The organism is Pseudoalteromonas rhizosphaerae, from assembly GCF_028885455.1.
GTDB lineage: Bacteria > Pseudomonadota > Gammaproteobacteria > Enterobacterales > Alteromonadaceae > Pseudoalteromonas > Pseudoalteromonas rhizosphaerae.
Genome location: NZ_CP118496.1, coordinates 5,131,274 through 5,151,838 on the forward strand (window position 1 = coordinate 5,131,274; position 20,565 = coordinate 5,151,838).

18 protein-coding genes are annotated in these 20,565 nt (G+C 40.9%); 2 read left to right on the plus strand and 16 right to left on the minus strand.

All coding sequences use genetic code 11. The features are described 5' to 3' along the window. Window positions 1–61: 61 nt before the first annotated feature. The 7 genes from PVK79_RS22410 to queA form a co-directional block, all read right to left on the minus strand. Window positions 62–1,849: a GGDEF domain-containing protein gene (locus PVK79_RS22410; protein ID WP_182732645.1), complete on the minus strand. Its 1,788-nt coding sequence runs from the start codon at window positions 1,847–1,849 to the stop codon at window positions 62–64. 94 nt (window positions 1,850–1,943) lie between these two features. Further along, window positions 1,944–2,474, minus strand: a complete 531-nt coding sequence (locus tag PVK79_RS22415; RefSeq protein ID WP_257324871.1) for a hypothetical protein — start codon at window positions 2,472–2,474, stop codon at window positions 1,944–1,946. Window positions 2,475–3,086: 612 nt separating this feature from the next. Beyond that, window positions 3,087–4,034 carry a protein translocase subunit SecF gene (gene secF / locus PVK79_RS22420; protein ID WP_145238256.1) on the minus strand — a complete coding sequence of 316 codons (948 nt, stop codon included), beginning with the start codon at window positions 4,032–4,034 and terminating at the stop codon, window positions 3,087–3,089. A 9-nt stretch (window positions 4,035–4,043) separates the two neighbouring features. After that, window positions 4,044–5,903: a protein translocase subunit SecD gene (gene secD, locus PVK79_RS22425; protein ID WP_145238253.1), complete on the minus strand. Its 1,860-nt coding sequence runs from the start codon at window positions 5,901–5,903 to the stop codon at window positions 4,044–4,046. Window positions 5,904–5,922: 19 nt separating this feature from the next. Further along, a complete protein-coding gene (gene yajC, locus PVK79_RS22430) occupies window positions 5,923–6,261 on the minus strand; it encodes a preprotein translocase subunit YajC (protein WP_182732013.1) in 339 nt (112 codons plus the stop codon). Window positions 6,262–6,286: 25 nt separating this feature from the next. Next, window positions 6,287–7,414: a tRNA guanosine(34) transglycosylase Tgt gene (gene tgt / locus PVK79_RS22435; RefSeq protein WP_145238250.1), complete on the minus strand. Its 1,128-nt coding sequence runs from the start codon at window positions 7,412–7,414 to the stop codon at window positions 6,287–6,289. Window positions 7,415–7,588: 174 nt separating this feature from the next. After that, window positions 7,589–8,620 (minus strand): tRNA preQ1(34) S-adenosylmethionine ribosyltransferase-isomerase QueA, encoded by a 1,032-nt coding sequence (gene queA / locus PVK79_RS22440; protein WP_145238247.1) that lies wholly within the window; start codon window positions 8,618–8,620, stop codon window positions 7,589–7,591. 168 nt (window positions 8,621–8,788) lie between these two features. Here queA and PVK79_RS22445 point away from each other — a divergent pair, with 168 nt between their 5' ends. Both PVK79_RS22445 and PVK79_RS22450 read left to right on the plus strand, forming a co-directional pair. Beyond that, the gene (locus tag PVK79_RS22445; protein WP_145238244.1) at window positions 8,789–11,314 is read left to right on the plus strand and encodes an EAL domain-containing protein; all 2,526 of its coding nucleotides are present in this window, start codon (window positions 8,789–8,791) and stop codon (window positions 11,312–11,314) included. A 203-nt stretch (window positions 11,315–11,517) separates the two neighbouring features. Beyond that, window positions 11,518–11,742 (plus strand): hypothetical protein, encoded by a 225-nt coding sequence (locus tag PVK79_RS22450; RefSeq protein ID WP_145238241.1) that lies wholly within the window; start codon window positions 11,518–11,520, stop codon window positions 11,740–11,742. A gap of 63 nt (window positions 11,743–11,805) precedes the next feature. Here the strand turns inward: PVK79_RS22450 and PVK79_RS22455 are convergent, their stop codons facing one another. The 9 genes from PVK79_RS22455 to pstA all read right to left on the minus strand — a co-directional run bounded on the left by PVK79_RS22455 (window position 11,806) and on the right by pstA (window position 20,557). Next, window positions 11,806–12,717 carry a hypothetical protein gene (locus tag PVK79_RS22455; RefSeq protein ID WP_182732011.1) on the minus strand — a complete coding sequence of 304 codons (912 nt, stop codon included), beginning with the start codon at window positions 12,715–12,717 and terminating at the stop codon, window positions 11,806–11,808. 11 nt (window positions 12,718–12,728) lie between these two features. After that, window positions 12,729–13,319, minus strand: coding sequence for a hypothetical protein (locus tag PVK79_RS22460; protein ID WP_145238235.1), 591 nt, complete (start codon window positions 13,317–13,319; stop codon window positions 12,729–12,731). After that, the gene (locus PVK79_RS22465; protein ID WP_338052588.1) at window positions 13,312–13,740 is read right to left on the minus strand and encodes an RNA polymerase sigma factor; all 429 of its coding nucleotides are present in this window, start codon (window positions 13,738–13,740) and stop codon (window positions 13,312–13,314) included. Before PVK79_RS22465 ends, PVK79_RS22460 begins: the two co-directional genes overlap by 8 nt. Before the next feature lie 377 nt (window positions 13,741–14,117). Then, window positions 14,118–15,047, minus strand: coding sequence for a hydrogen peroxide-inducible genes activator (locus PVK79_RS22470; protein ID WP_145238228.1), 930 nt, complete (start codon window positions 15,045–15,047; stop codon window positions 14,118–14,120). Between the two features lie 92 nt (window positions 15,048–15,139). After that, window positions 15,140–16,408, minus strand: a complete 1,269-nt coding sequence (locus PVK79_RS22475) for an inorganic phosphate transporter (RefSeq protein ID WP_257324876.1) — start codon at window positions 16,406–16,408, stop codon at window positions 15,140–15,142. 39 nt (window positions 16,409–16,447) lie between these two features. Beyond that, entirely contained in the window at window positions 16,448–17,125 is a 678-nt protein-coding gene (locus PVK79_RS22480) for a TIGR00153 family protein (RefSeq protein WP_145238222.1), read from the minus strand. A 171-nt stretch (window positions 17,126–17,296) separates the two neighbouring features. After that, window positions 17,297–17,998, minus strand: coding sequence for a phosphate signaling complex protein PhoU (gene phoU, locus PVK79_RS22485; RefSeq protein WP_064668157.1), 702 nt, complete (start codon window positions 17,996–17,998; stop codon window positions 17,297–17,299). Window positions 17,999–18,052: 54 nt separating this feature from the next. Next, window positions 18,053–18,880: a phosphate ABC transporter ATP-binding protein PstB gene (gene pstB, locus PVK79_RS22490; protein ID WP_145238219.1), complete on the minus strand. Its 828-nt coding sequence runs from the start codon at window positions 18,878–18,880 to the stop codon at window positions 18,053–18,055. Window positions 18,881–18,907: 27 nt separating this feature from the next. Continuing rightward, complete coding sequence (gene pstA, locus PVK79_RS22495; RefSeq protein ID WP_145238216.1) at window positions 18,908–20,557, minus strand: phosphate ABC transporter permease PstA; 1,650 nt, start codon at window positions 20,555–20,557, stop codon at window positions 18,908–18,910. Between the last annotated feature and the right edge of the window lie 8 nt (window positions 20,558–20,565).

Genomic DNA, 20,565 nt, shown 5'->3' on the forward strand with positions numbered 1-20,565 from the left:
TTAGTAAAGCTACACGCTGAGCAATAAATACTCAAGAAAAACAGCCCTACTTAACGTTATTTTATATGACTTGTTTCTCAGGAGTTAAACGCACAACCGCCAAAGCAGGACCACGTCGTTTACATAAAAACAGATAGCTGTGGCGATAGCGTTTTGCTTCTTTTTTAGCATCTGTTGCCAATGCAGCAATTTGATGGCTGTTAGTACACTGCTCTAGATCGGGTTCAACAACGCCAATCGATAAAGTAAGTAAAGGTACAAATTGCTTTTCACCTTCACGATTAGTTGCCCAATAACCACCACTGGCAATATGCTCTGGCGTAAAGAATGCACGAGATTTCAGCTCAAACTCAGTTATTATGTTGTTACATACTGTAGCCGCATCATCACCATCAAAGACCACCATAAAATCATCGCCACCAATATGACCAACAAAACTGGGCACATTACTACAAGCTTGGGTGGTGACATCGGCCAATAATTTGATAACACTATCACCACTGGCGTAACCATATAAATCGTTGAACTGCTTAAAGTGGTTTAAATCAATATAGGCTAATGCAAAGCTGTGTTTGGCTCTTAATCTATGCTCAATTGCTTCGTTAATTGCAACATTCCCCGGCAGCATCGTAAGTGGATTAGCATGCTGAGCATGACGAATTTTCTCTTCCGTAATATGTTTTAAAATATCCCGCAGTGGCGCGAGCCCTAAGTACTGCTCAGTGCGAGTGATCACAATATGACGGCGAATATCAAAATCATTTTCGGTAATTTGCTGACTAACAGTATCAAGCAGCTGATTTTCATCAACTACCAAGGGTTGCTTATGCATTAGTGCCGTAACCGGTTGTTTGTCGTATAAAGCATGGCCATAAGGAGCCGCAAATACTTCTGTCAGTTGATCTTTGTGTAATAAGCCTATCGGCTGCAAGCTTTCATTGACAACCGCAAGACTGATAATCGATTTATCTTTTTCAAAAATATTATGCGCATCTTTACAACGAGTATGACTGTCTATTGGGGCTTGTTCGATTGCTAACCAACCTATCGCCATTGATTGCTCAAACTGATTGTTAAGTGGGGTAAAACTTAATTGCTGTAATTGAGCTGAGTCAAACGCTAAGCTAGGTTTTAAACTTGGTCGTTCCAGCAAAAAGCCTTGCGCATTCACAATGCCTAGCCCTTCAAGTAAACTGAGTTCTTCAACCCGCTCTATGCCCTCTGCTATCACCGCTGTTTTGGTAACTTTCGCTAACTCTATAATTGATTTTAAAAATTCTTTTTTAACCACGCTTTCATCGCAATGGTCAATAAAATAACGGTCAATCTTCACATAGTCAGGACATAATTCTGACCATTGCTTTAACCCTGAGTAGCCTGCACCTAAATCATCGATGGCAATCGAAAAACCGAGCTGGCGATAATGGGCAATTGTTTTCAGCAATAAAAAACCATCATCAACCTTTTCTTGTTCGGTAACTTCAATCACCACTCTATTAGCGGCCAAGCCAAACTGCTTAATTAGGTGTAATGTTTCGCCTTTCGGATGGCAGGGATCAAGTAACGTTTTAGGACTTACATTTAAGAATAATTTGCCTTGTAGTTTTAACCTTACAAAATTTTCGATCGCTTTTGAACGGCATAACAACTCAAGCTCTGAGATTTTATCGTGCACGATTGCAGCACTAAAAAGCGCATTTGGCATCTCTAGATCGCAATTTTTAGGGCCTCGACTTAATGCTTCGTAACCTAAAATTTGCTGCCCTGCAATATCAAAGATGGGTTGAAACAGTGTCGTTATTTCACTGTTTTTTAAGATATTTTCTAATATACCTAGCCGAGCACTCACTTATCATCAACCCATTACTTCATTAAGAGAGTGCTAAAGTAGCAAGCTGGTATGACAATTTTATGTCAGTACCCGTTAACACTCCGGCATTTTGTTATTTATTTAATGCTTGTTCAACCTGATCAAAATGAGCTATCACCTCAATAATCTCAAGTTCAGCATATTCATAAGCTTGTGGGTCAACAAATCCTAAACGAGCAACCGCCTGTACAGTCGCAGGATGAACCAATAAATCCTTACCGTGATAACATATGGGATCGTCAAACTTAGGTAGCTTACCATCGCTATGATAACCACTTTCAATTTCTTCTAGGGGCAATGAAGGGAGCAAATCAGCAACAGCAATAAGCGCATTTATGTATTCAGCACATTGTGGATAATCAACTATCAAGTCATTGAGGATAGTCTGCGATAGCGCGACTAAATCAGCAGATTGAGTTTCTAAATTAGCTGCGTCTTTTTTCACTCTAATACTGCGAAGTAAGTTATTAGCTTGATGCTGATAATGTTCAAGTGTTGTTAATTGATAAGGTTGTACTGCAGCCTTTGATTGCTTAGGTTTAACGTTGTCATCACATCCGCTAACAATAATTAGACTACTAGCGACTAAAAGTTGCTTTAACATTAGTTGGTTACATCAATACTTAATCAATAATTACTATTATAGGAAATATTTAACTTCATAAATAGCAATAATTAAAATTCGCCATGATAAAGCCCCGCTTACATATAGCCTTACACCAATGCCAACCCGCAGACTTCCCAAAACCCTAGCACCTTTAACTTTATCCCTTTAATCTCTTTCTCTGTGAGCTCTGTGCCCTCTGAATCATTTAAACAATTTGCACCACAGAGGACACCGAGGCGCTTCGCGCAACACAGAGAAAGTAAGGTTAAGCCGAACCCTAGTACCTTCCTTTACCTCTTTGTGAATGAAAAACTTAAAATATTTTTCACAAAGAGAAGACATTTGAGTCACGCGGCATAAAGCCCCGACTACAATAAATCCAAACACCAATGTTAACCCGTAGGCGGAATTACTTGACCACGGTACCTCGCGCAATTTTAAATTCACCAGTTAGACAGAGAGTTGTGAAAAACCTTTCGCGGTGGCAAGCCACTCGCCTACAAATTATTAAGCACCAAAGTAACTCTATACTCCCGTAGGCGACACAAACACTTAAAAGCAAAAAACCGCTCAATGAGCGGTTTTTTAAACGTAAAATTAGAATCATACCTATGGCATAGCGTCTAAATCTGCGCCTTCTTTTTCGATAACTTCTGGTATTAAGTCTTCTTTACTTACGCCCATCGCAAGCGCAACGGCACTAGCAACATAAATCGAAGAGTAAGTACCAATAAACACACCAAATAACAGCGCTGTAGCAAAACCATGAATAGTTTGACCACCCCAAGCAAACAAGGCGATTAATACTAAAATAGTGGTAATTGAAGTTACTAGAGTACGGTTAAGTGTTTGCGTTAATGAAATATCAATTATCTCAACAGTATCGTCGATACGCACTTTGCGGAAGTTCTCACGAATACGGTCAGATACAACGATAGTATCATTAAGAGAGTAACCTATTACCGCCAGTATTGCCGCCAATATGGTTAAGTCGAACTCTAACCCTAATACTGAAAACAAACCTAAAGTAATGATTACATCGTGTAAAAGTGCCGACACCGCGCCTACCGCAAAACGCCACTCAAAGCGAAATGCCACATAGATCAAGATACAAATAAGCGCAGTTAACATGGCAAGGCCACCCTGCTCTTTTAAGTCTTCACCTACACTTGGGCCAACAAACTCAATTCGACGCATTACTACGCTATCATCGGCTTTTTTAAGTGCATCAATTACTTGGTTACCAATTACTTCGGCTTTAACATCATCACCTCGCGGTGCTAAGCGAACCAATATCTCTTGGCTTGAACCAAATAATTGTACTGATGCATCTGCAAAACCATTTTCAGCTAACACTGAACGTACTTTCTTTAAGTCTGCTGGTTGTGCAAAACCGACTTCTACAGCAGTACCGCCCGTAAAATCTAAGCCAAAGTTTAAACCTTTAACGAAGAACGATGCGAACGATGCCAAAATAAGTAGCGTTGAGATGCTCATAGCAACTTTGCGCAGCGACATAAACCCTAAAGTTCTGCCGCCTAATTTTAAAATTTGCATATCTGCTCCTTAAATTGACAGCTTATCAATGCGCTTACCACCAATACATAAGTTGATTACCGCACGGGTACCAACAATGGCTGTAAACATTGAGGTGATAATACCTATCGCAAGTGTCACTGCGAAACCAGCAATTGGGCCTGTACCCACTGCGAACAAGATAATCGCAGCAATTAAGGTGGTAATATTGGCATCAAAAATTGTACTAAAAGCACTATCATAACCATGATGAACAGCCTGTTGCGGACTACGTCCATCGGCCAGCTCTTCGCGAATACGCTCAAATATTAGTACGTTGGCATCAACTGCCATACCTACCGTTAGTACGATACCAGCAATACCTGGCAGTGTTAGTGCAGCGCCTGGGATCAACGACATAACCCCCACAATCAATACTAAGTTAGCTGCTAAGGCAATATTAGCGACTAAGCCAAAACCTTTGTAATAAACTAACATAAAGATCAGTACAAACAAGAAACCTAAAGCAACCGCTGTCATACCTGCTTCGATATTTTCTTGACCTAAGCTTGGCCCTACCGTGCGCTCTTCAACAATTTGAATTGGCGCAACAAGTGCTCCAGCACGTAGTAATAAACTTAAGTTATGTGCTTCTGCAGGGTTATCAATGCCGGTGATGCGAAACGAACGATCAAGACGCGCTTGTATAGTTGCAACGTTGATCACTTCTTCCACCTTAATTGGTGGTAGCGCTTTACCGTTTTCGTCTGTTTTACCAGAAGGCTTATACTCTATAAATACCGTCGCCATACGCTTGCCAATAGCACGCTTAGTGAAAGCATTCATTTTCGCGCCGCCTTTGCTATCAAGGCTAATACTTACTTGCGGACGTTGGTATTCATCGGCACCCGATTGCGCACCAGTAATGTGACTACCTTCGAGAATAATGCGTTTTTTAAGTACCACTGGGTAGCCATCACGGCTCATGATCATTTCAGTACCAGGCGGAATACGCCCTTGCGCTGCTGCCGTTGGATCGGCATTTTCGTCTACTTCACGAAACTCAAGGGTTGCTGTAGCACCCAAAATCTCTTTCGCACGCGCAGTATCTTGAACACCTGGTAGCTGCACAATAATACGCTCTGCACCTTGACGTTGTACGTTAGGCTCAGCAACACCGATTTGGTTAATACGGTTACGGATAATGGTTTCGTTTTGCTTGATAGCATAGTCACGAATTTCTTTGAGTTTTTGCTCGCTGATGGTGGCATAAAACGCGTTATCGTTAGAGCTATCATCAATGTAGTTGTGTAATGGGTAGCGTGACTGTAAAAAACGCTCTGCCGCATCTTTATCTTCTGCGCTGCGCATCTCCACACGAATACGTTCAGTACCAGCTACACGACGTACCGTGCGATAGCGTAGTTTTTCTTCACGTAAATCACTTTTATAGTCTTGATCCATTTGTTCCAGCGCGTTATCAACCGCTGTCACCATATCAATTTCCATCGTAAAGTGAACACCGCCACTTAAATCCAAGCCCAATTTCATTGGATTGCCGCCAAGGGCTTTTAACCAATGAGGTTGCGCCGGGGCCATGTTAATGGCTGAGATGTAATCGTCGCTCAATGAATCACGCAATAAATCTTGCGCTTTAAGCTGCTCTTCAACATTTTTAAAGCGGATCAACACTTGACCGTTTTCGAACTTAACTGATTTTACGGTAACATTGTGCTCTTTGAGGGTCGCATTTACTTTGTCTACTACAGCTAGATCTGCATCAGTTCCTTTAGTACCTGAAATTTGTATGGCCGGATCACGACCATACAAATTAGGAGAGGCATATAAAAGACCTACCGCAATCACAGCTAGAACAAGTAAATACTTCCATAATGGAAACTTGTTTAACACGTGGGCGTCCTTATTATTATTATAGCGACTTCATTGTGCCTTTAGGCAATACTGCTGACACTGCTGATTTTTGTACAGTTACTTCAGCTTGATCGTTAAGTGAAATAACAATGAAATCTTTATCGTCAGAGATTTTAGCGATTTTACCCACTAAACCACCTTGAGTAAGAACTTCATCGCCTTTTGCCATCGCATTCATCAGCGCTTTATGTTCTTTTACACGCTTAGCTTGTGGACGGTAAATCAAGAAGTAAAATACTAAGCCAAAGATAGCTAGCATGATCAACATCTCATAACCACCACCAGCTGGCGCTGCACCTGCCGCACTTGCGTGGGCGTTTGAAATAAATAAACTCATAACACTTCCTCTTTAATTTTTAAATTTAATTTGTGGTATCTGCAAGCTCTGGCACTTCTTGGCCGCGGCGTGCATAAAAATCATTTACGAATTCATCTAACTTACCGTCACCGATCGCATTACGTAAACCTTCCATAACGCGCTGATAGTAACGTAAGTTATGAATTGTGTTTAGTCGTGCACCTAAAATTTCGTTACATTTATCAAGATGATGTAGGTACGCGCGCGAATAATTCTTACAAGTATGGCAATCACACTCAGGATCAAGTGGGCCGGTATCTGTTTTGTGCACAGCATTACGAATTTTCACAATGCCACCGGTTATAAATAAATGACCATTACGCGCATTACGAGTTGGCATTACACAGTCAAACATATCGATACCGCGACGAACGGCTTCAACTAAGTCTTCAGGTTTACCTACACCCATAAGGTAACGGGGTTTGTTCTCTGGCATTTTATAAGCACAGTGATCAAGAATGTTAATCATCTCATTTTTTGGCTCACCGACCGATAAACCACCGAGTGCGTAGCCATCAAAACCAATTTCTTCAAGACCTTGTTGTGACTGAGCACGCAACTCCGGATACATACCACCTTGGATAATACCAAATAAAGCTGATGGATTGTCACCGTGACCTTCTTTTGAACGCTTAGCCCAACGAAGTGATAACTCCATTGAATCTTTAGCTTCTTTTTCGGTGGCAGGATAAGGCGTACATTCGTCAAAAATCATTACGATGTCTGAACCTAAATCACGCTGCACTTGCATGGCTTTTTCTGGTGAAAGCATAATTTTTTCACCGTTAACAGGCGAGCTAAACAATACACCTTCTTCGGTAATTTTACGCATTGCGCCTAAGCTAAACACTTGAAAACCGCCTGAGTCGGTTAAAATTGGTTTATCCCAATTCATAAAACCATGTAATCCACCATGCTGCTTGATGATTTCAGTACCAGGGCGAAGCATTAAATGGAAGGTGTTACCTAGGCAAATATGCGCACCAGTGTCTTTGACTTCATCTGGGGTCATACCTTTGACAGTACCGTAAGTACCTACTGGCATAAATGCTGGCGTTTCGACTACGCCTCTATCAAAAATCAAGCGGCCGCGGCGGGCTTTACCGTCTGTACGGTCTAATTCAAACTTCATATCATCCTCAAATGTCAGAAAAACAGTCCAACAAGCTATAATTTAACCGCTCGATTCTACCCTTTTTGTAAAACCATTACTATTAATTGGGCTCAAAGCTGAAATTAAAAGTGCAAAAATCAAAACTAAAAAGCCCAACGCAAGGCTGGGCTTTAAGTGCTTTTATAGAAAAAACTATTTACGGGTTAAAAACATCGCATCGCCGTAGCTAAAAAAGCGGTATTTTTGTGCAATTGCAGTTTGGTATGCACTCATAATATTATCTTGCCCAGCAAATGCACTAACCAACATGATCAATGTCGATTCTGACAAGTGAAAATTAGTGACCATGGCATCAACTACGTTAAATTGATAACCTGGGTAAATAAAAATATCGGTGTCACCAAAGTAACTGGCTAATTGGCCGCCATGTATCTTAGCTGCTGATTCCAATGAACGTACCGAAGTTGTGCCTACCGCAATCACTCTGCCGCCGTTAGCTTTGGTTGCAGCGACTGCTGCAACAACATCATCAGGCACTTCAATGTATTCGGAGTGCATTATATGATCATCAACCGAGTCTACGCGTACCGGCTGAAATGTGCCCGCGCCAACATGCAGAGTAACAAATGCCATGTTTACGCCCTTAGCTTTTATTGCTGCCATGAGCGTATCGTCAAAATGTAGGCCAGCAGTTGGCGCTGCAACCGCGCCAGGTTTTTCACCGTAAACTGTTTGATAGCGTTTGCGGTCTTCGTCAGTATCTGGACGGTCAATATAAGGTGGCAGTGGCATATGGCCAATATCGTTTAAAATTTCCAGTACATTTTGACTATCGCTAAACTCTAGTTCAAACAATTCGCCATGACGACCCACCATAGTCGCCTGCGCTTTACCTTCGAGAATAAGTTCTGTACCTGGTTTTGGTGATTTACTTGCTCGTACATGAGCCAGCACGCGGTGCTCATCAAGCACTCGCTCCACTAAGACTTCAACTTTGCCACCTGACGCTTTTTGGCCATACATACGAGCAGGGATCACTTTGGTATTGTTAAATACCAACAAGTCATTTTCATTTACTAAATCAATAATATCGCTAAATATTTTATGTTCTACAGCGCCACTTGGGCCATCTAAGGTTAATAAGCGACTGCTGGTTCGATCCTGTTTAGGAAAACGAGCAATTAATTCATCAGGTAAGTCAAAGCTAAAATCAGCCACGCGCATAGGATATATCCAGATCAAAAAAGTCGCGCCAAGTTTAACTGCATCGCGCTATTAGCTCAACCAACGGCTTTAATTAAAATACAATGGAATGTTCTCTTGTGGTTCGAGACAAATGGCATTATTCTACTCAACTTAATTAGATCTAGGTTTATAAGAGGTGTGACATAAATGGCTAAGCAGCTAACTTTGCTGATCTTAAACGCCAGTGTCGCTGAGCGTCAGGCTGTTAAGTCAACCTTAAATCGGCTCAATGTATTTACTTTCCTTGAAGTAGCCGATAGCCAGCAAGCCCTCGAAATTCTTAAATCTCAAGCGGTCGATGTCATTATTACCGGTCTTAATGTTGGTAAAATAGATGGTTGGCGATTTTCTCGGATGATCCGTTCAGGGTTATTAAAAACCCCAAAAAATACACCAATTGTACTAACTCCGCCTATCTATTGTGAGCGAATAGCCGAAACGACAGCACGCAGTTATGGCATAGATGCAGTATTGCCATTTGAACGCCAAGATATGCTGCCACAGGTACTGGCAAATGTGTTATCAACGCATTTAGAAAAAAGTAGTCGTTTAGACTTGTTGCTGCTCGAAACCGACAGTGACAAAGCAGCTGAAATAGCGCAACAATTACAGCTAAACTTTGCCTGCACCCATGTTTCTAGTAATAAACAAGCATTATCAATCTATTTGCAGCAAAAGTTTGCCATTGTGTTACTTGATGCAACCGCAGCACACGCAGGAGCTGCCAGTCAATTAGTTGAAGAGATTTTACAACACAACCCAAAACAAGCCATTGTAACCATTATAGACACGAAAGATGCCGATCATGCTGAACAACTATTGCTTTCAGGGGTCACTGATTTTATTCGTGCACCATATGAACAAACCTTGTTAAGTAAAGTATGCGACCATGCTGCGCGCCGTGAAGATTTTATGGTCAGTTATGCAGAGTTTGCACAAAAAGTAGAACAGCTAAGTCAAAGTCAAAGCCGCTATAAGGAGCTATTTTCAGCCCATCAGCGGATACTATTACATCTTAATACTGTGGTGCTTGAATTTGATGAACAAGGCCGCATTCGTTTTATCAACCCTGCGTGGGAAGCACTCAGTGGGTTTGGCATAAAACAAACCTTGAGCAAAGCACTCTCTGACTTTTGTATCAATGATTGCAAAGATAAACTACTGCAAACAATTAGCAGTATTTTGCATGGCGGTGCCTTGCAACAGCAGGTTGAAGTGCAAATTATTCATAAAGATGGTCAAGCTATTTGGGTTGAGTGCCGCTTACAACTAATCAAAAACAGCAGTAATGCTGCCACGATCACCGCCACAATAGATAATATTCATGAGCGCAAACAAGCTGAATTACAGCTGCGCCATTTAGCACTACATGACACCTTAACCGGCTTACATAACCGCTATTATTTTGATCAACAACTCAATCGAATTTGCCAGCCGCAACGCACTAATGGCGACATAGAGCACGCTTTAATTTATATTGACCTCGATCATTTTAAAATAATTAATGACAGTAAAGGCCATCAACAAGGCGATATAGTTCTTAAAGAAGTTGCGCAACTATTTAACGCCAATATCAGTGATGAACACTTAGTGTGTCGCATTGGTGGTGATGAATTTGCGGTGATCTTAAATAATATGAATCTGCTTGATGCACACTTGATAGCTGAAAGTATTTGCATGGCTATTGAAGGTCATCAGTTTAAATCTGAAGAACAAGTTTATTCAATTAGCTGCTCAATTGGCTTAACGCAAATAACAGCAGCGAACCATGATCCGAGTGAATGCTTAAAACAAGCTGATATTGCCTTGTACGTTGCTAAAAGCTTAGGCCGTAATTTGGTTCATTGTTACTCTAAAGAAGATGCCAGCCATAACACCTTGCAAGCTGGATTAGAGTGGGGACACAGCATTCGCCAAGCATTGCAACAAAACCAAATTGAATTACATTACCAGCCTATTTGGGACTTTAAACATGGTGGTGTCGCTTATTTTGAAGCACTGTTACGCTTAAAACTCGACGGTGAACTGGTTTATCCAAACCAATTTATTCCGTCACTTGAATTATTGAACGACACTTACTTAATGGATCAATGTGTGATCAGCAATGCAATTTCTGCCATTGCCGCTAACCCTGAGCTAAATCAAGTTGCAATAAACCTATCTGCGCAATCGTTTTTAGATGAACGCCTATTACCGCATATCGAATCGACCCTTGAAAAGTGCGATATCAGCCCTACCCGGGTTATTTTTGAGATCACCGAGTCCGCCAGTATCAATAATTTAACTGCCACTCGTGCGATGATCGAAAAGCTCAATCGCTTGGGCTGTCATTTCTCAATTGATGACTTTGGCACTGGCTTTAGCACCTTTAATTATCTTAAGCAACTGCCAGCTCAACACGTAAAAATAGACGGTTCGTTTGTTCGCGATATGCTTAATGATCCAATCGACTTGGCGTTAGTTAAAGCAATAAACGATATTAGTCGCTCGCTCAATAAGCGTTCAGTTGCTGAATATGTTGAAAATGAAGAGATCTTTTTAGCACTAAAAGAAATAGGTGTTGATTATGGCCAAGGCTACTTTATTTCACGCCCGGTGCCCGTAGAAAAAATCAAACATCAGTTACAAAAAATTTATCAAAACAAAACTTTTTACGAACAACCACCTAGCTAAAATAGCGAACTTTTCATACAAATCTACGCATTTTTTTACTTCCATCTTGTGATAACTCATCTATACTTTGCTCATCGGGCGATAAATGTCTTGTGATTATGATGATAATCGAAATTTCACATGACATCGTTAAATCATAGCAACATGCCACTTACAAACTAACATGTTGTTATTAGTATCATTGTCAATTTATGGAGTGAATTATGATGCAATTAATAGTGTTACTATTAGCGGTAAACTTAGGGATAACTTACCAATGCTATCGATATGCCAGTATCAAAGGTTACCCGGTTGTAACTTTTACCTGCTTAGGTTTGATCCCCTACTTTAACTTAGTGGTGTGGGTTTATTTGTTATTTTTACCAGATATTACGCCATTCAATAAACAGTTTGAATATGAAGGGCATAACGAAAAGCAGCCTTTATAATACGGCTGCTTGTTGGTCAGGTATAAGTTATTAATTGAGCTGAGTTAATATCAGCTCGGCTAATTAAAATTGGTAGCTAATAGCTTTTTTAGTCAGTTCGCTGGCTTTGATATCGCCGGCGACACACTTTTTAATATCTGATTTATTAAATACTTTTATTAAACTCGTATTTTTATCGCCGAGCCCTTTAAGAACAAAACTCACATGCTCGTCGTTTGGCAAACTACGTAAACCACTACCGTAATCACATAACGTAAGACTGATACTTGTACTTACTTGCTCCAGTAACTGTTGTTGCTCTGCGGCTTGTTGTTGCTCACGCTCTGCATGCTTTGCATTGATATTTTGGCGTAGCTGTTGCTGCTGTTTAGTGAGTGTAGTTTGTTGTTTTTCCAGCTTCGCGATATCTTTTTCTAACGCTTTTTTGCGTTGTTCAAGCTGTTTCTCTTCGGCGCTATTATCATGGCGGCTGGCAAACTCTAAATCGCGCTTTTCACGCTCTAAATCCCGCAACTTTCGGCCCACATCACGCTCTTGCTCTGCAATTTCGCGCACTTGTTCTGCGCCTTCACGCATTAGTTCCATCGCTTGTTGATAAGCTTCTCGTGATGATTCAACAACATCTTCGGTAATAAACTCTACTTGATCACTGATAATTTCAATATCCATATTAGCAAAATCAATTTCAGGCAGCGGTGGTAACGGCGCATTAGGTGCGTTACTAAAAATAGTCTGCCAGCGGCTAGAGCCTCTTACGTCCAGCTCAAATACCACTCCCTGCTTAACAAAATAGTTGGCTTGAATCGCACGGATCCTTTTATTGGTATCTTGCTTTAACGCGCTGCTTAAAATGTTTTCCATTATTGCTACTTCACGCTGTATTGATGCCAACTCCGCAGGGTCTTGCGCAGATACATTAGCACTTAAGCACCCAAGTATGGCCATTATGGCGCTGCTGATAAGTTTTTTATTCATGCTCTATACTCCTAATTTTTCGCAATCGCGGCTGTTGGCTGCTCTTGTACTTGTTCGGCTAAATCATTTAATTGCATCCGTAGATACGCTTGATCTTGAGCTCGCTGGGTTTTGATGTAAGTGATTAAACTGGCAATATCTTCTTGGCGTTCAACTCGTCCTGTTGCAATGGCCTCTTTTGCTAATTGATACATCTGCTGTTGTTGCAATTGATTTTGCGCAGTAATAATTCTTTGCATTTGGTCAATTTGCTTTTGTTGAGACTGCAATAAATGTGTTTGTTTCGTTACTTGTGCAAGTAACCCCTGCGCATCTGATTGCGGTATAACTAAAAAGATTAACGAACAAACCAATACTGATGCTGCAACAGCCCACGCTCCAGCGACGCTAAACACACGCACAGCAGAGAACTGCGATATTGTTGATTGGCGATCCCAGATTGGTACAGGTACAGCCTTATAGTCACGGCTATGCTGTTGCCATACTTGCGCTTGGCTCATCAACGCTGCATATTCGGGATCATTTTCGAGCTGCTGCAATTGTTTATCGCTCAAAACTTTACCATCTAACCATTGCTCAAAAAGCGACTCTAAACTAGCCATCTACGGCCTCCAAATGAACTTTTAATTTTCCTAATGCACTGTATAACCGCGACTTAGCAGTATTAGTTGAAATATCTAATTGCTCAGCAATCTCTTCAAAGGTGCAATGCTGGAAAAATTTCAACTCCACCACTAAACGCTGCTCCCACGGTAACTTATTCAACATACTTTTTAATTGCTGATGCTGGGCCTGAGCTACACTATTGCCTTCTAATTCACTGTGTTCACAGGCCTGTTCTGGCACATCATCTAAGCTCTGATAATGCTTGCGACGGCGGTAGTATTCAACGCTACGCCGATGCACAATTTGAAATACCCAAGTATTAAAACTCGACTCACCACGAAAGTTCGGCAGACTTTTATACACCGAAATAAACACCTCTTGCATTAAGTCCATGGCATCATCTGGGTTACTTAGCATCCGCAAACAATAGTTATAAACTTGGCTTTCATGCTGCTTAACCAGCTTAAGCCAGGCGCTTATTTCCTTGTTGTGCTTTGGCGATTAATGTTTCTATTGATTGAAAAAACACGATTCTCGATGCTTAGTTATTTTACTTATGAGGTTAGTCGATAGAGTGAAGCAGATAGTTTGGAAAAGATAAAAATAAATGAAAATAAATAAAAAAGCTCACCTAAATGAGCTATTCCTGTGTCGTTATACCAATCGTGTTAAGTTACTGACCATTTATAGCGACAGATAAATGGAGTGATAACAAGGCATAAATTTTGACATATAGTTGTTCTACATGAAAAATTTATAACGCAGTTAGCGCTTTATTTAGCTCGCTAGAATGGTTAAATATTTAAGTCGATTGGCATTAAACGACATTGCTGCTTTAAAAAGCTTTCTAGCATTTGGCTAAATAAACGAAAATCTCGAATACGACCAGTTGTTTTGCGCCATAAAATGCCAATATCGCGGTATGCGTCACTTTGTGAGGGAGTGGCAAGCATGTTTTTGTTCGCTAAAATACCCGCGTTAATCGCCATTTGCGGTAAAAAAGTGACACCGAACTGGTGCTCAACCATGCTAAGTAAGGTGTGTAAGCTCGCCGCTTCAAACGGATTGATACAGCTTGAACGATTTAAATGACAAGCACTTAATGCGTGCCCTGTCATACAATGCTCTCGCTCTAATAAGAACACGCTGGCTTCCGGTAACAAGTTAAAATCTTCTATATTCTTAGCAGGTAAATAGTCTTTATGATGTACTAAGCAAAAGTGATCTTGCGCGAGTACTTGAGTATGAAATTTATCAGTATCGTAAGGTAGTGCCAATAGCGCCATATCGATATGGCCATGCTCGAGTTTATCTAACAAGCTATCACTGGTGTCTTCAACCAGTACCAACTCTAAATCAGCAAACTGTTGCTGACAAAGGTGATATAGAGGTGCCGCAATAAAACTAGCAATCGTTGGAATAACTCCGAGGGTGAGCGTACCGCTTAGCGGTGTTAAATGGCTTTTAGTCAGCTCTCTAACACTTAGCGTATCGTCAATAATTTTGCGTGCCCGCTCTACCACTTCTTCGCCGATGGCTGTGAACATCAAACTACGATTTTCACGCTCTATGAGTTGGCAACCGAGTGTTTCTTCAAGGGTTTGAATTGCACTGCTGAGTGTTGATTGACCAATAAAACACGCACTTGCGGCGCGGCCAAAATGTTGATGCTGATGAACTGCCAATAAATACTGCAGCTGTTTAATACTTGGTAAGTTCGTCATACTTTTTGTACCCACAAATAAAAAGACCCCAACACCAAGGGCGTTGAGATCTTTTCAAGCTAAAAGTCTGTAATACTTAAAGACTGCTGGATTTAAACTCCAAAGGCAGTTCTCAGTATGTAGAAAATAACAATAGCAAGGGCAGCGCCAACTGGCAATGTAATTACCCAAGAAACTACAATGTTTCTGATCACACCCATATTAAGTGCAGCAATTCCACGTGCCATACCTACCCCTAATACCGCGCCAACTAAGGTTTGTGTAGTAGAAATTGGTAAGCCTGTTCCCGATGCAATTACAACTGTAGAAGCAGCAGCTAATTCAGCAGCAAAACCACGACTTGGTGTTAAATGCGTAATGCCTTCACCAATCGTTTTAATTACTTTTTTGCCTAAAATTGCAAGGCCTGCAACAATACCGAAACCACCTAGTGGTAAAATCCACCATGCGATTGTCGCTTGCTTAGCTATCTCACCGTTATTTTCAACAATGTTTACAACTGCAGCCAACGGACCAATCGCGTTAGCCACGTCATTAGAACCATGAGCAAATGCCATACAACATGCGGTTAATACCATTAAGATAGCAAATACTTTCTCAACGTTATTAAATTGCATTTTCTTATCGGCTTTTGGATCAATCTTTAACCGAGAAATAACGGTTTTACCAATAATACCAACAATAACAGCAATACCGATTGCTAATGCATAACCTTCAACAGCACCTAAATTAATACCAATGTGCTTTAAACCTTTCTTGATGGTTACTAAAGACATGATAAAACCGGCTAAACCCATGTAAATAGGCACATAGCGTTTGGCATTATTAAGTGGCGCATCGGTGTCAAAAATTAACTTTTGCGCACTCATAAATATTAAGTAGGCAATAAACCCTGAAATCGCCGGGGTAACAATCCAACTCCCCACAATACCTGCAACTTTGTCCCATTGAATCGCTTCGCTGCCAACTGCAACTAAGGCAAATCCGATGATAGCGCCAATAATTGAATGCGTGGTTGATACCGGCCAACCTAAGAATGAAGCTATTAGCAACCAACTACCCGCTGCAAATAATGCCGAGATCATCCCTAATACCATAAGTTCTGGCAGGTCTAAAAACGGCGTAGAATCGATAATGCCTTTACGAATTGTCGATGTTACTTCGCCGCCAGCTAAGTAGGCGCCTGCAAATTCAAAAATCATCGCTATAAAAATAGCTTGTTTAATAGTTAATGCTTTTGAACCTACCGATGTGCCCATCGCATTAGCAACGTCATTCGCGCCAATACCATAAGCCATAAAAAAACCGACTGCTGCGGCAATTAAAATTAATACCGTGCCATAAGATGCAATGATATCCATTGTGTAACCCTAATCTTTCGTTATTGAACTGAGTGTAAATTACCGAGCTAACATCAGCTCAAGACGCGAACCAACGCGTTCTGCGATATCCGCAAGCTCGCCGACCCATTCGATGATTTTATATAAAAACATTACATCTACAGGATTGAGTTCATCTTCGACGTCGCGTAATTGGCGACGTATTATGATTTGCATATCATCCGTGTCTTGTTCAATTGCATCCAATTCAACGAGCATTTTTTCTACTAAGGTCACTTCACGACCTTTAAAACCAGTTTCTAGTAACTCATCTAACTCATTGATTGCGTTTGATGCTTGTTTAGTTGCATCAACACAGCGAGTTACATAGGCTAAAAAGTTAACTTGAATTTCTTTTGGAATGGTCATCTCACGACCAATTACACGACCAGCAATGTCTTTTGCTTTATTAGCAATTTTATCTTGCTGGGTGACGAGTTCGAGCAAATCTGTACGCTCTACCGGCATAAATAAACCGCGCGGTAATTGTAAACGTATATTTCTTTTCATGTCGTCGGCTTCACGTTCTAAAGTACGAATGTTCAAGCGAATCTCTTCTGCTTGTTGCCACTCTTCTTTAAATACATGATTGAAAAAAGGGATCAAAGCTTTACTTGCTTGATGTACCTTCTTGATGTGATCTTCCATTGGCTTTATAGGAGATTTTGCGAATACCCCTAAAAATGCGTTTGTAGGCATAACTGACCCTTAAATCAAATTAGTATGCTTTGCGGCGTGAATTTTACAGCATTCACCGCGATTGTGAATGCTTTTATTACATCACAGCTGCCGCTACAGCATTATAATTATAACGAAAACATGAAAAGCGACCATTGGCCGCTTTAATAAAACAAGACGGTATCAAAAAATCTATAACGATTTTTCTATATCCTCTTGAGATGTATGACGAATATCTTTGCCATTAACAAAGTAAATAATATATTCAGAGATGTTTTGACAACGGTCGCCAATACGTTCCAATGAACGTACCGACCAAACTAAATCCATAATTTTTGGAATTGAACGTGGATCTTCCATCATATAGGTCATAATTTGACGAGTAATTGCTTCATACTCACGGTCAACCTTGGCATCTTCTTTGTGTACTTCAAATGCTTTTTGTACATCCATACGTGCAAAAGCATCGAGTACATCATGCAGCATTTTTGAAACTTGGCGACCCATATTTTCGATGTTAACTAATAAATCTTGCTGATCTTTAGTAAATGAATCTAGCGCAACTTTAGCAATACGCTCAGCCTCATCGCCAATACGCTCTAAATCAGCAATGGTTTTAGCAATCGCGACCACTAAGCGTAAATCACTTGCAGCTGGCTGACGACGAGCAATGATACGGGTACATTCCTCATCAATATTTACTTCCATGGCGTTTACTTTATAGTCGTTTTCACGCACTTTACGCGCTAACTCAGCATCGCCATTACTTACCGCATCAAGCGCGCTATTAAGTTGCTGCTCAACTAAGCCACCCATGCTTAATACATGGTTACGAACGTTTTCTAGCTCTTGGTTAAAGCGGCCAGAAATATGCTTATTAATATTGTGTTCCATTGTTTACCTTCTTATCAAAATCGCTAACGTCACCCAAAAACAGTTTGACTCAGCCTAGCCGTAACGACCGGTGATATAATCTTCCGTTTTCTTTTTCGTTGGGGTAGTAAATAACGTATTGGTATCTGAGTACTCTATTAATTCACCCATGTACATAAAGGCCGTTTGATCAGAAACCCGCGCTGCTTGTTGCATGTTGTGGGTTACGATAACAACGGTAAACTTATTTTTTAAATCGTTGATAAGCTCTTCAATTACCAGTGTTGAAATAGGATCCAATGCTGATGTTGGCTCATCGAGTAATAATACTTCAGGCTCAATGGCGATAGAGCGTGCAATCACTAAACGTTGCTGCTGACCACCTGACAAACCAAATGCGCTATCGTGAAGCCGATCTTTTACTTCATCCCACAGTGCCGCACCTCGCAGTGACTGTTCAACCACCTCGTCTAATTTACGTTTTTCTTTGATACCTTGTAAGCGTAGGCCATAAACCACATTTTCGTAGATTGATTTAGGAAACGGGTTCGGACGCTGGAATACCATACCAACATTGCGACGCAGCGCTGCAACATCTACCTTTTTGTCATAGATGTTTTGTCCGTGTAGTAAAATTTCACCTTCAATACGGCAAATATCAACCAGATCATTCATACGGTTAATACAGCGCAATAACGTAGATTTACCACACCCTGATGGTCCGATAAATGCGGTTACTTGGCCTTTTGGAATATTCATATTCACTGAGCTAAGCGCTTGTTTTTCACCATAGTAAAGATCTAAGTTTTTGATCTCGAGTGCCGTTTGCTCGGTGCTTAAATTGTCTAAGTCCAATTTCAAACTCGTGCTTGATTGGTTTACTTGTGGAGCGACTGTAATCATGTTTGTTACCTATAGAATCTTTACTAATTATTGATCAAGCGATCTAAATTTTTCACGTAAATGGTTACGTATGCCTATCGCAGTGATATTCAGTGTAATAATTACTGATACCAATAAGAATGCGGTGGCATACACTAGCGGACGCGCCGCTTCAACATTTGGGCTTTGGAAGCCAACATCGTATATATGAAAACCTAGATGCATGAACTTTCGATCTAGATGAAAATACGGGAAGTTACCATCGAGCGGTAATGTCGGTGCCATTTTCACCACCCCCACTAGCATCAATGGTGCAACTTCGCCGGCAGCACGCGCTACCGCTAATATTAAACCGGTCATAATCGCAGGACTGGCCATTGGCACGATAATACGCCATAACGTTTCAGCTTGCGTTGCGCCCAGTGCTAAAGAGCCATGACGAACCGTACTTGGGATACGTGATAAGCCTTCTTCGGTTGATACAATCACCACAGGCAGCGTTAAAATAGCAAGCGTTAAAGCAGACCAAAGTACCCCTGGAGTACCAAATACTGGACTAGGTGCGGCTTCTGGATAAAACAATTGATCCAAACTGCCACCTAATACATAAACAAAGAATCCTAAGCCGAATACACCGTAAACAATTGAAGGAACACCAGCCAAGTTAATGACCGCGATACGGATCATCTTGGTAACCGCATTTTTAGCCGCATATTCATGTAAGTATATAGCTGCTACAACCCCAAACGGCGTTACGATTACAGCCATCAACATTACCATAAAAACAGTACCAAAGATTGCCGGGAATACACCACCTTCGGTATTAGCTTCACGCGGATCATCTGAAACAAATTTACCTAGTTGAACAAAATAGTGACCTAGCTTTGCAACAAAGCTCATGTCATTAGGAAACCAAAAATCCAAAACCTGATATAAAGGCAAAGTAACAATTTCACCGCGCATATCTTTTACGGTTACCTGATCACGCTTAGCTTGTTTGCGCAGTGCAAACAATTGCTTTTCAAGTACGCCATACTCGGCTCTTAGATCTGCACGCTGTTGCGCAAGCTCAGCCACTCGTTCATCGGTCAATGCATCATCAAGTAAATACGATTTCTCTTGTAAACGTAAACGCTCTAATTGATAGTTAATATGACCAATGTCACCGTTTTGCAAATCAAGAGCTTGCTCATTAAGCTCAACGGCACGTTCAACTAATTCTTCTAATACTTCCGTTTTATTATCGGTAATCACTTGGCCGTCTTTTATTACCTGTTCAACGTAGCCATAGAAGTTACCGTTTTTACTGCGCTCAAATACAGCTAGGGTCGCAGGCATGGTATTTGATTTTATGTCGGTTTCTAACACCCAACGAAAATCTAAATCAACGTATTCACGGTTACCGGTTTTAATTAAATAACGCTCTAGTTGCTCTTTATCATAACCAGATAAATCAACACCGGTTGCCTCAAGACGAGACTTAGGCACCATTTCACGGTCGTATATTTCACCAATTACGGTTTGCTGCGCAACCGAGCCTTGTAGCTCTAATTGCACTACTTGTGATGGCCAGAAAAAGCTTAACCCTTTCCAAGCAATCATTGCTAATAACCCTAAGACAGAAATCAAACTGATACTTACTGCACCACCTGTCATCCATATCCAAGGAGAACCTGACTTAAACCACTGCTTTAACATGTCGTGTC

Coding starts and splice junctions, on each gene's coding strand:
- PVK79_RS22415 (WP_257324871.1), bottom strand. CDS start 2,474: ATGTTAAAGCAACTTTTAGTCGCTAGTAGTCTAATTATTGTTAGCGGA.
- secF (WP_145238256.1), bottom strand. CDS start 4,034: ATGCAAATTTTAAAATTAGGCGGCAGAACTTTAGGGTTTATGTCGCTG.
- yajC (WP_182732013.1), bottom strand. CDS start 6,261: ATGAGTTTATTTATTTCAAACGCCCACGCAAGTGCGGCAGGTGCAGCG.
- PVK79_RS22480 (WP_145238222.1), bottom strand. CDS start 17,125: ATGCCTACAAACGCATTTTTAGGGGTATTCGCAAAATCTCCTATAAAG.
- PVK79_RS22460 (WP_145238235.1), bottom strand. CDS start 13,319: ATGGCTAGTTTAGAGTCGCTTTTTGAGCAATGGTTAGATGGTAAAGTT.
- tgt (WP_145238250.1), bottom strand. CDS start 7,414: ATGAAGTTTGAATTAGACCGTACAGACGGTAAAGCCCGCCGCGGCCGC.
- PVK79_RS22445 (WP_145238244.1), top strand. CDS start 8,789: ATGGCTAAGCAGCTAACTTTGCTGATCTTAAACGCCAGTGTCGCTGAG.
- pstA (WP_145238216.1), bottom strand. CDS start 20,557: ATGTTAAAGCAGTGGTTTAAGTCAGGTTCTCCTTGGATATGGATGACA.
- PVK79_RS22450 (WP_145238241.1), top strand. CDS start 11,518: ATGATGCAATTAATAGTGTTACTATTAGCGGTAAACTTAGGGATAACT.
- pstB (WP_145238219.1), bottom strand. CDS start 18,880: ATGATTACAGTCGCTCCACAAGTAAACCAATCAAGCACGAGTTTGAAA.
- PVK79_RS22470 (WP_145238228.1), bottom strand. CDS start 15,047: ATGACGAACTTACCAAGTATTAAACAGCTGCAGTATTTATTGGCAGTT.
- queA (WP_145238247.1), bottom strand. CDS start 8,620: ATGCGCGTGGCTGATTTTAGCTTTGACTTACCTGATGAATTAATTGCT.
- PVK79_RS22455 (WP_182732011.1), bottom strand. CDS start 12,717: ATGAATAAAAAACTTATCAGCAGCGCCATAATGGCCATACTTGGGTGC.
- PVK79_RS22465 (WP_338052588.1), bottom strand. CDS start 13,740: ATGCTAAGTAACCCAGATGATGCCATGGACTTAATGCAAGAGGTGTTT.
- phoU (WP_064668157.1), bottom strand. CDS start 17,998: ATGGAACACAATATTAATAAGCATATTTCTGGCCGCTTTAACCAAGAG.
- PVK79_RS22475 (WP_257324876.1), bottom strand. CDS start 16,408: ATGGATATCATTGCATCTTATGGCACGGTATTAATTTTAATTGCCGCA.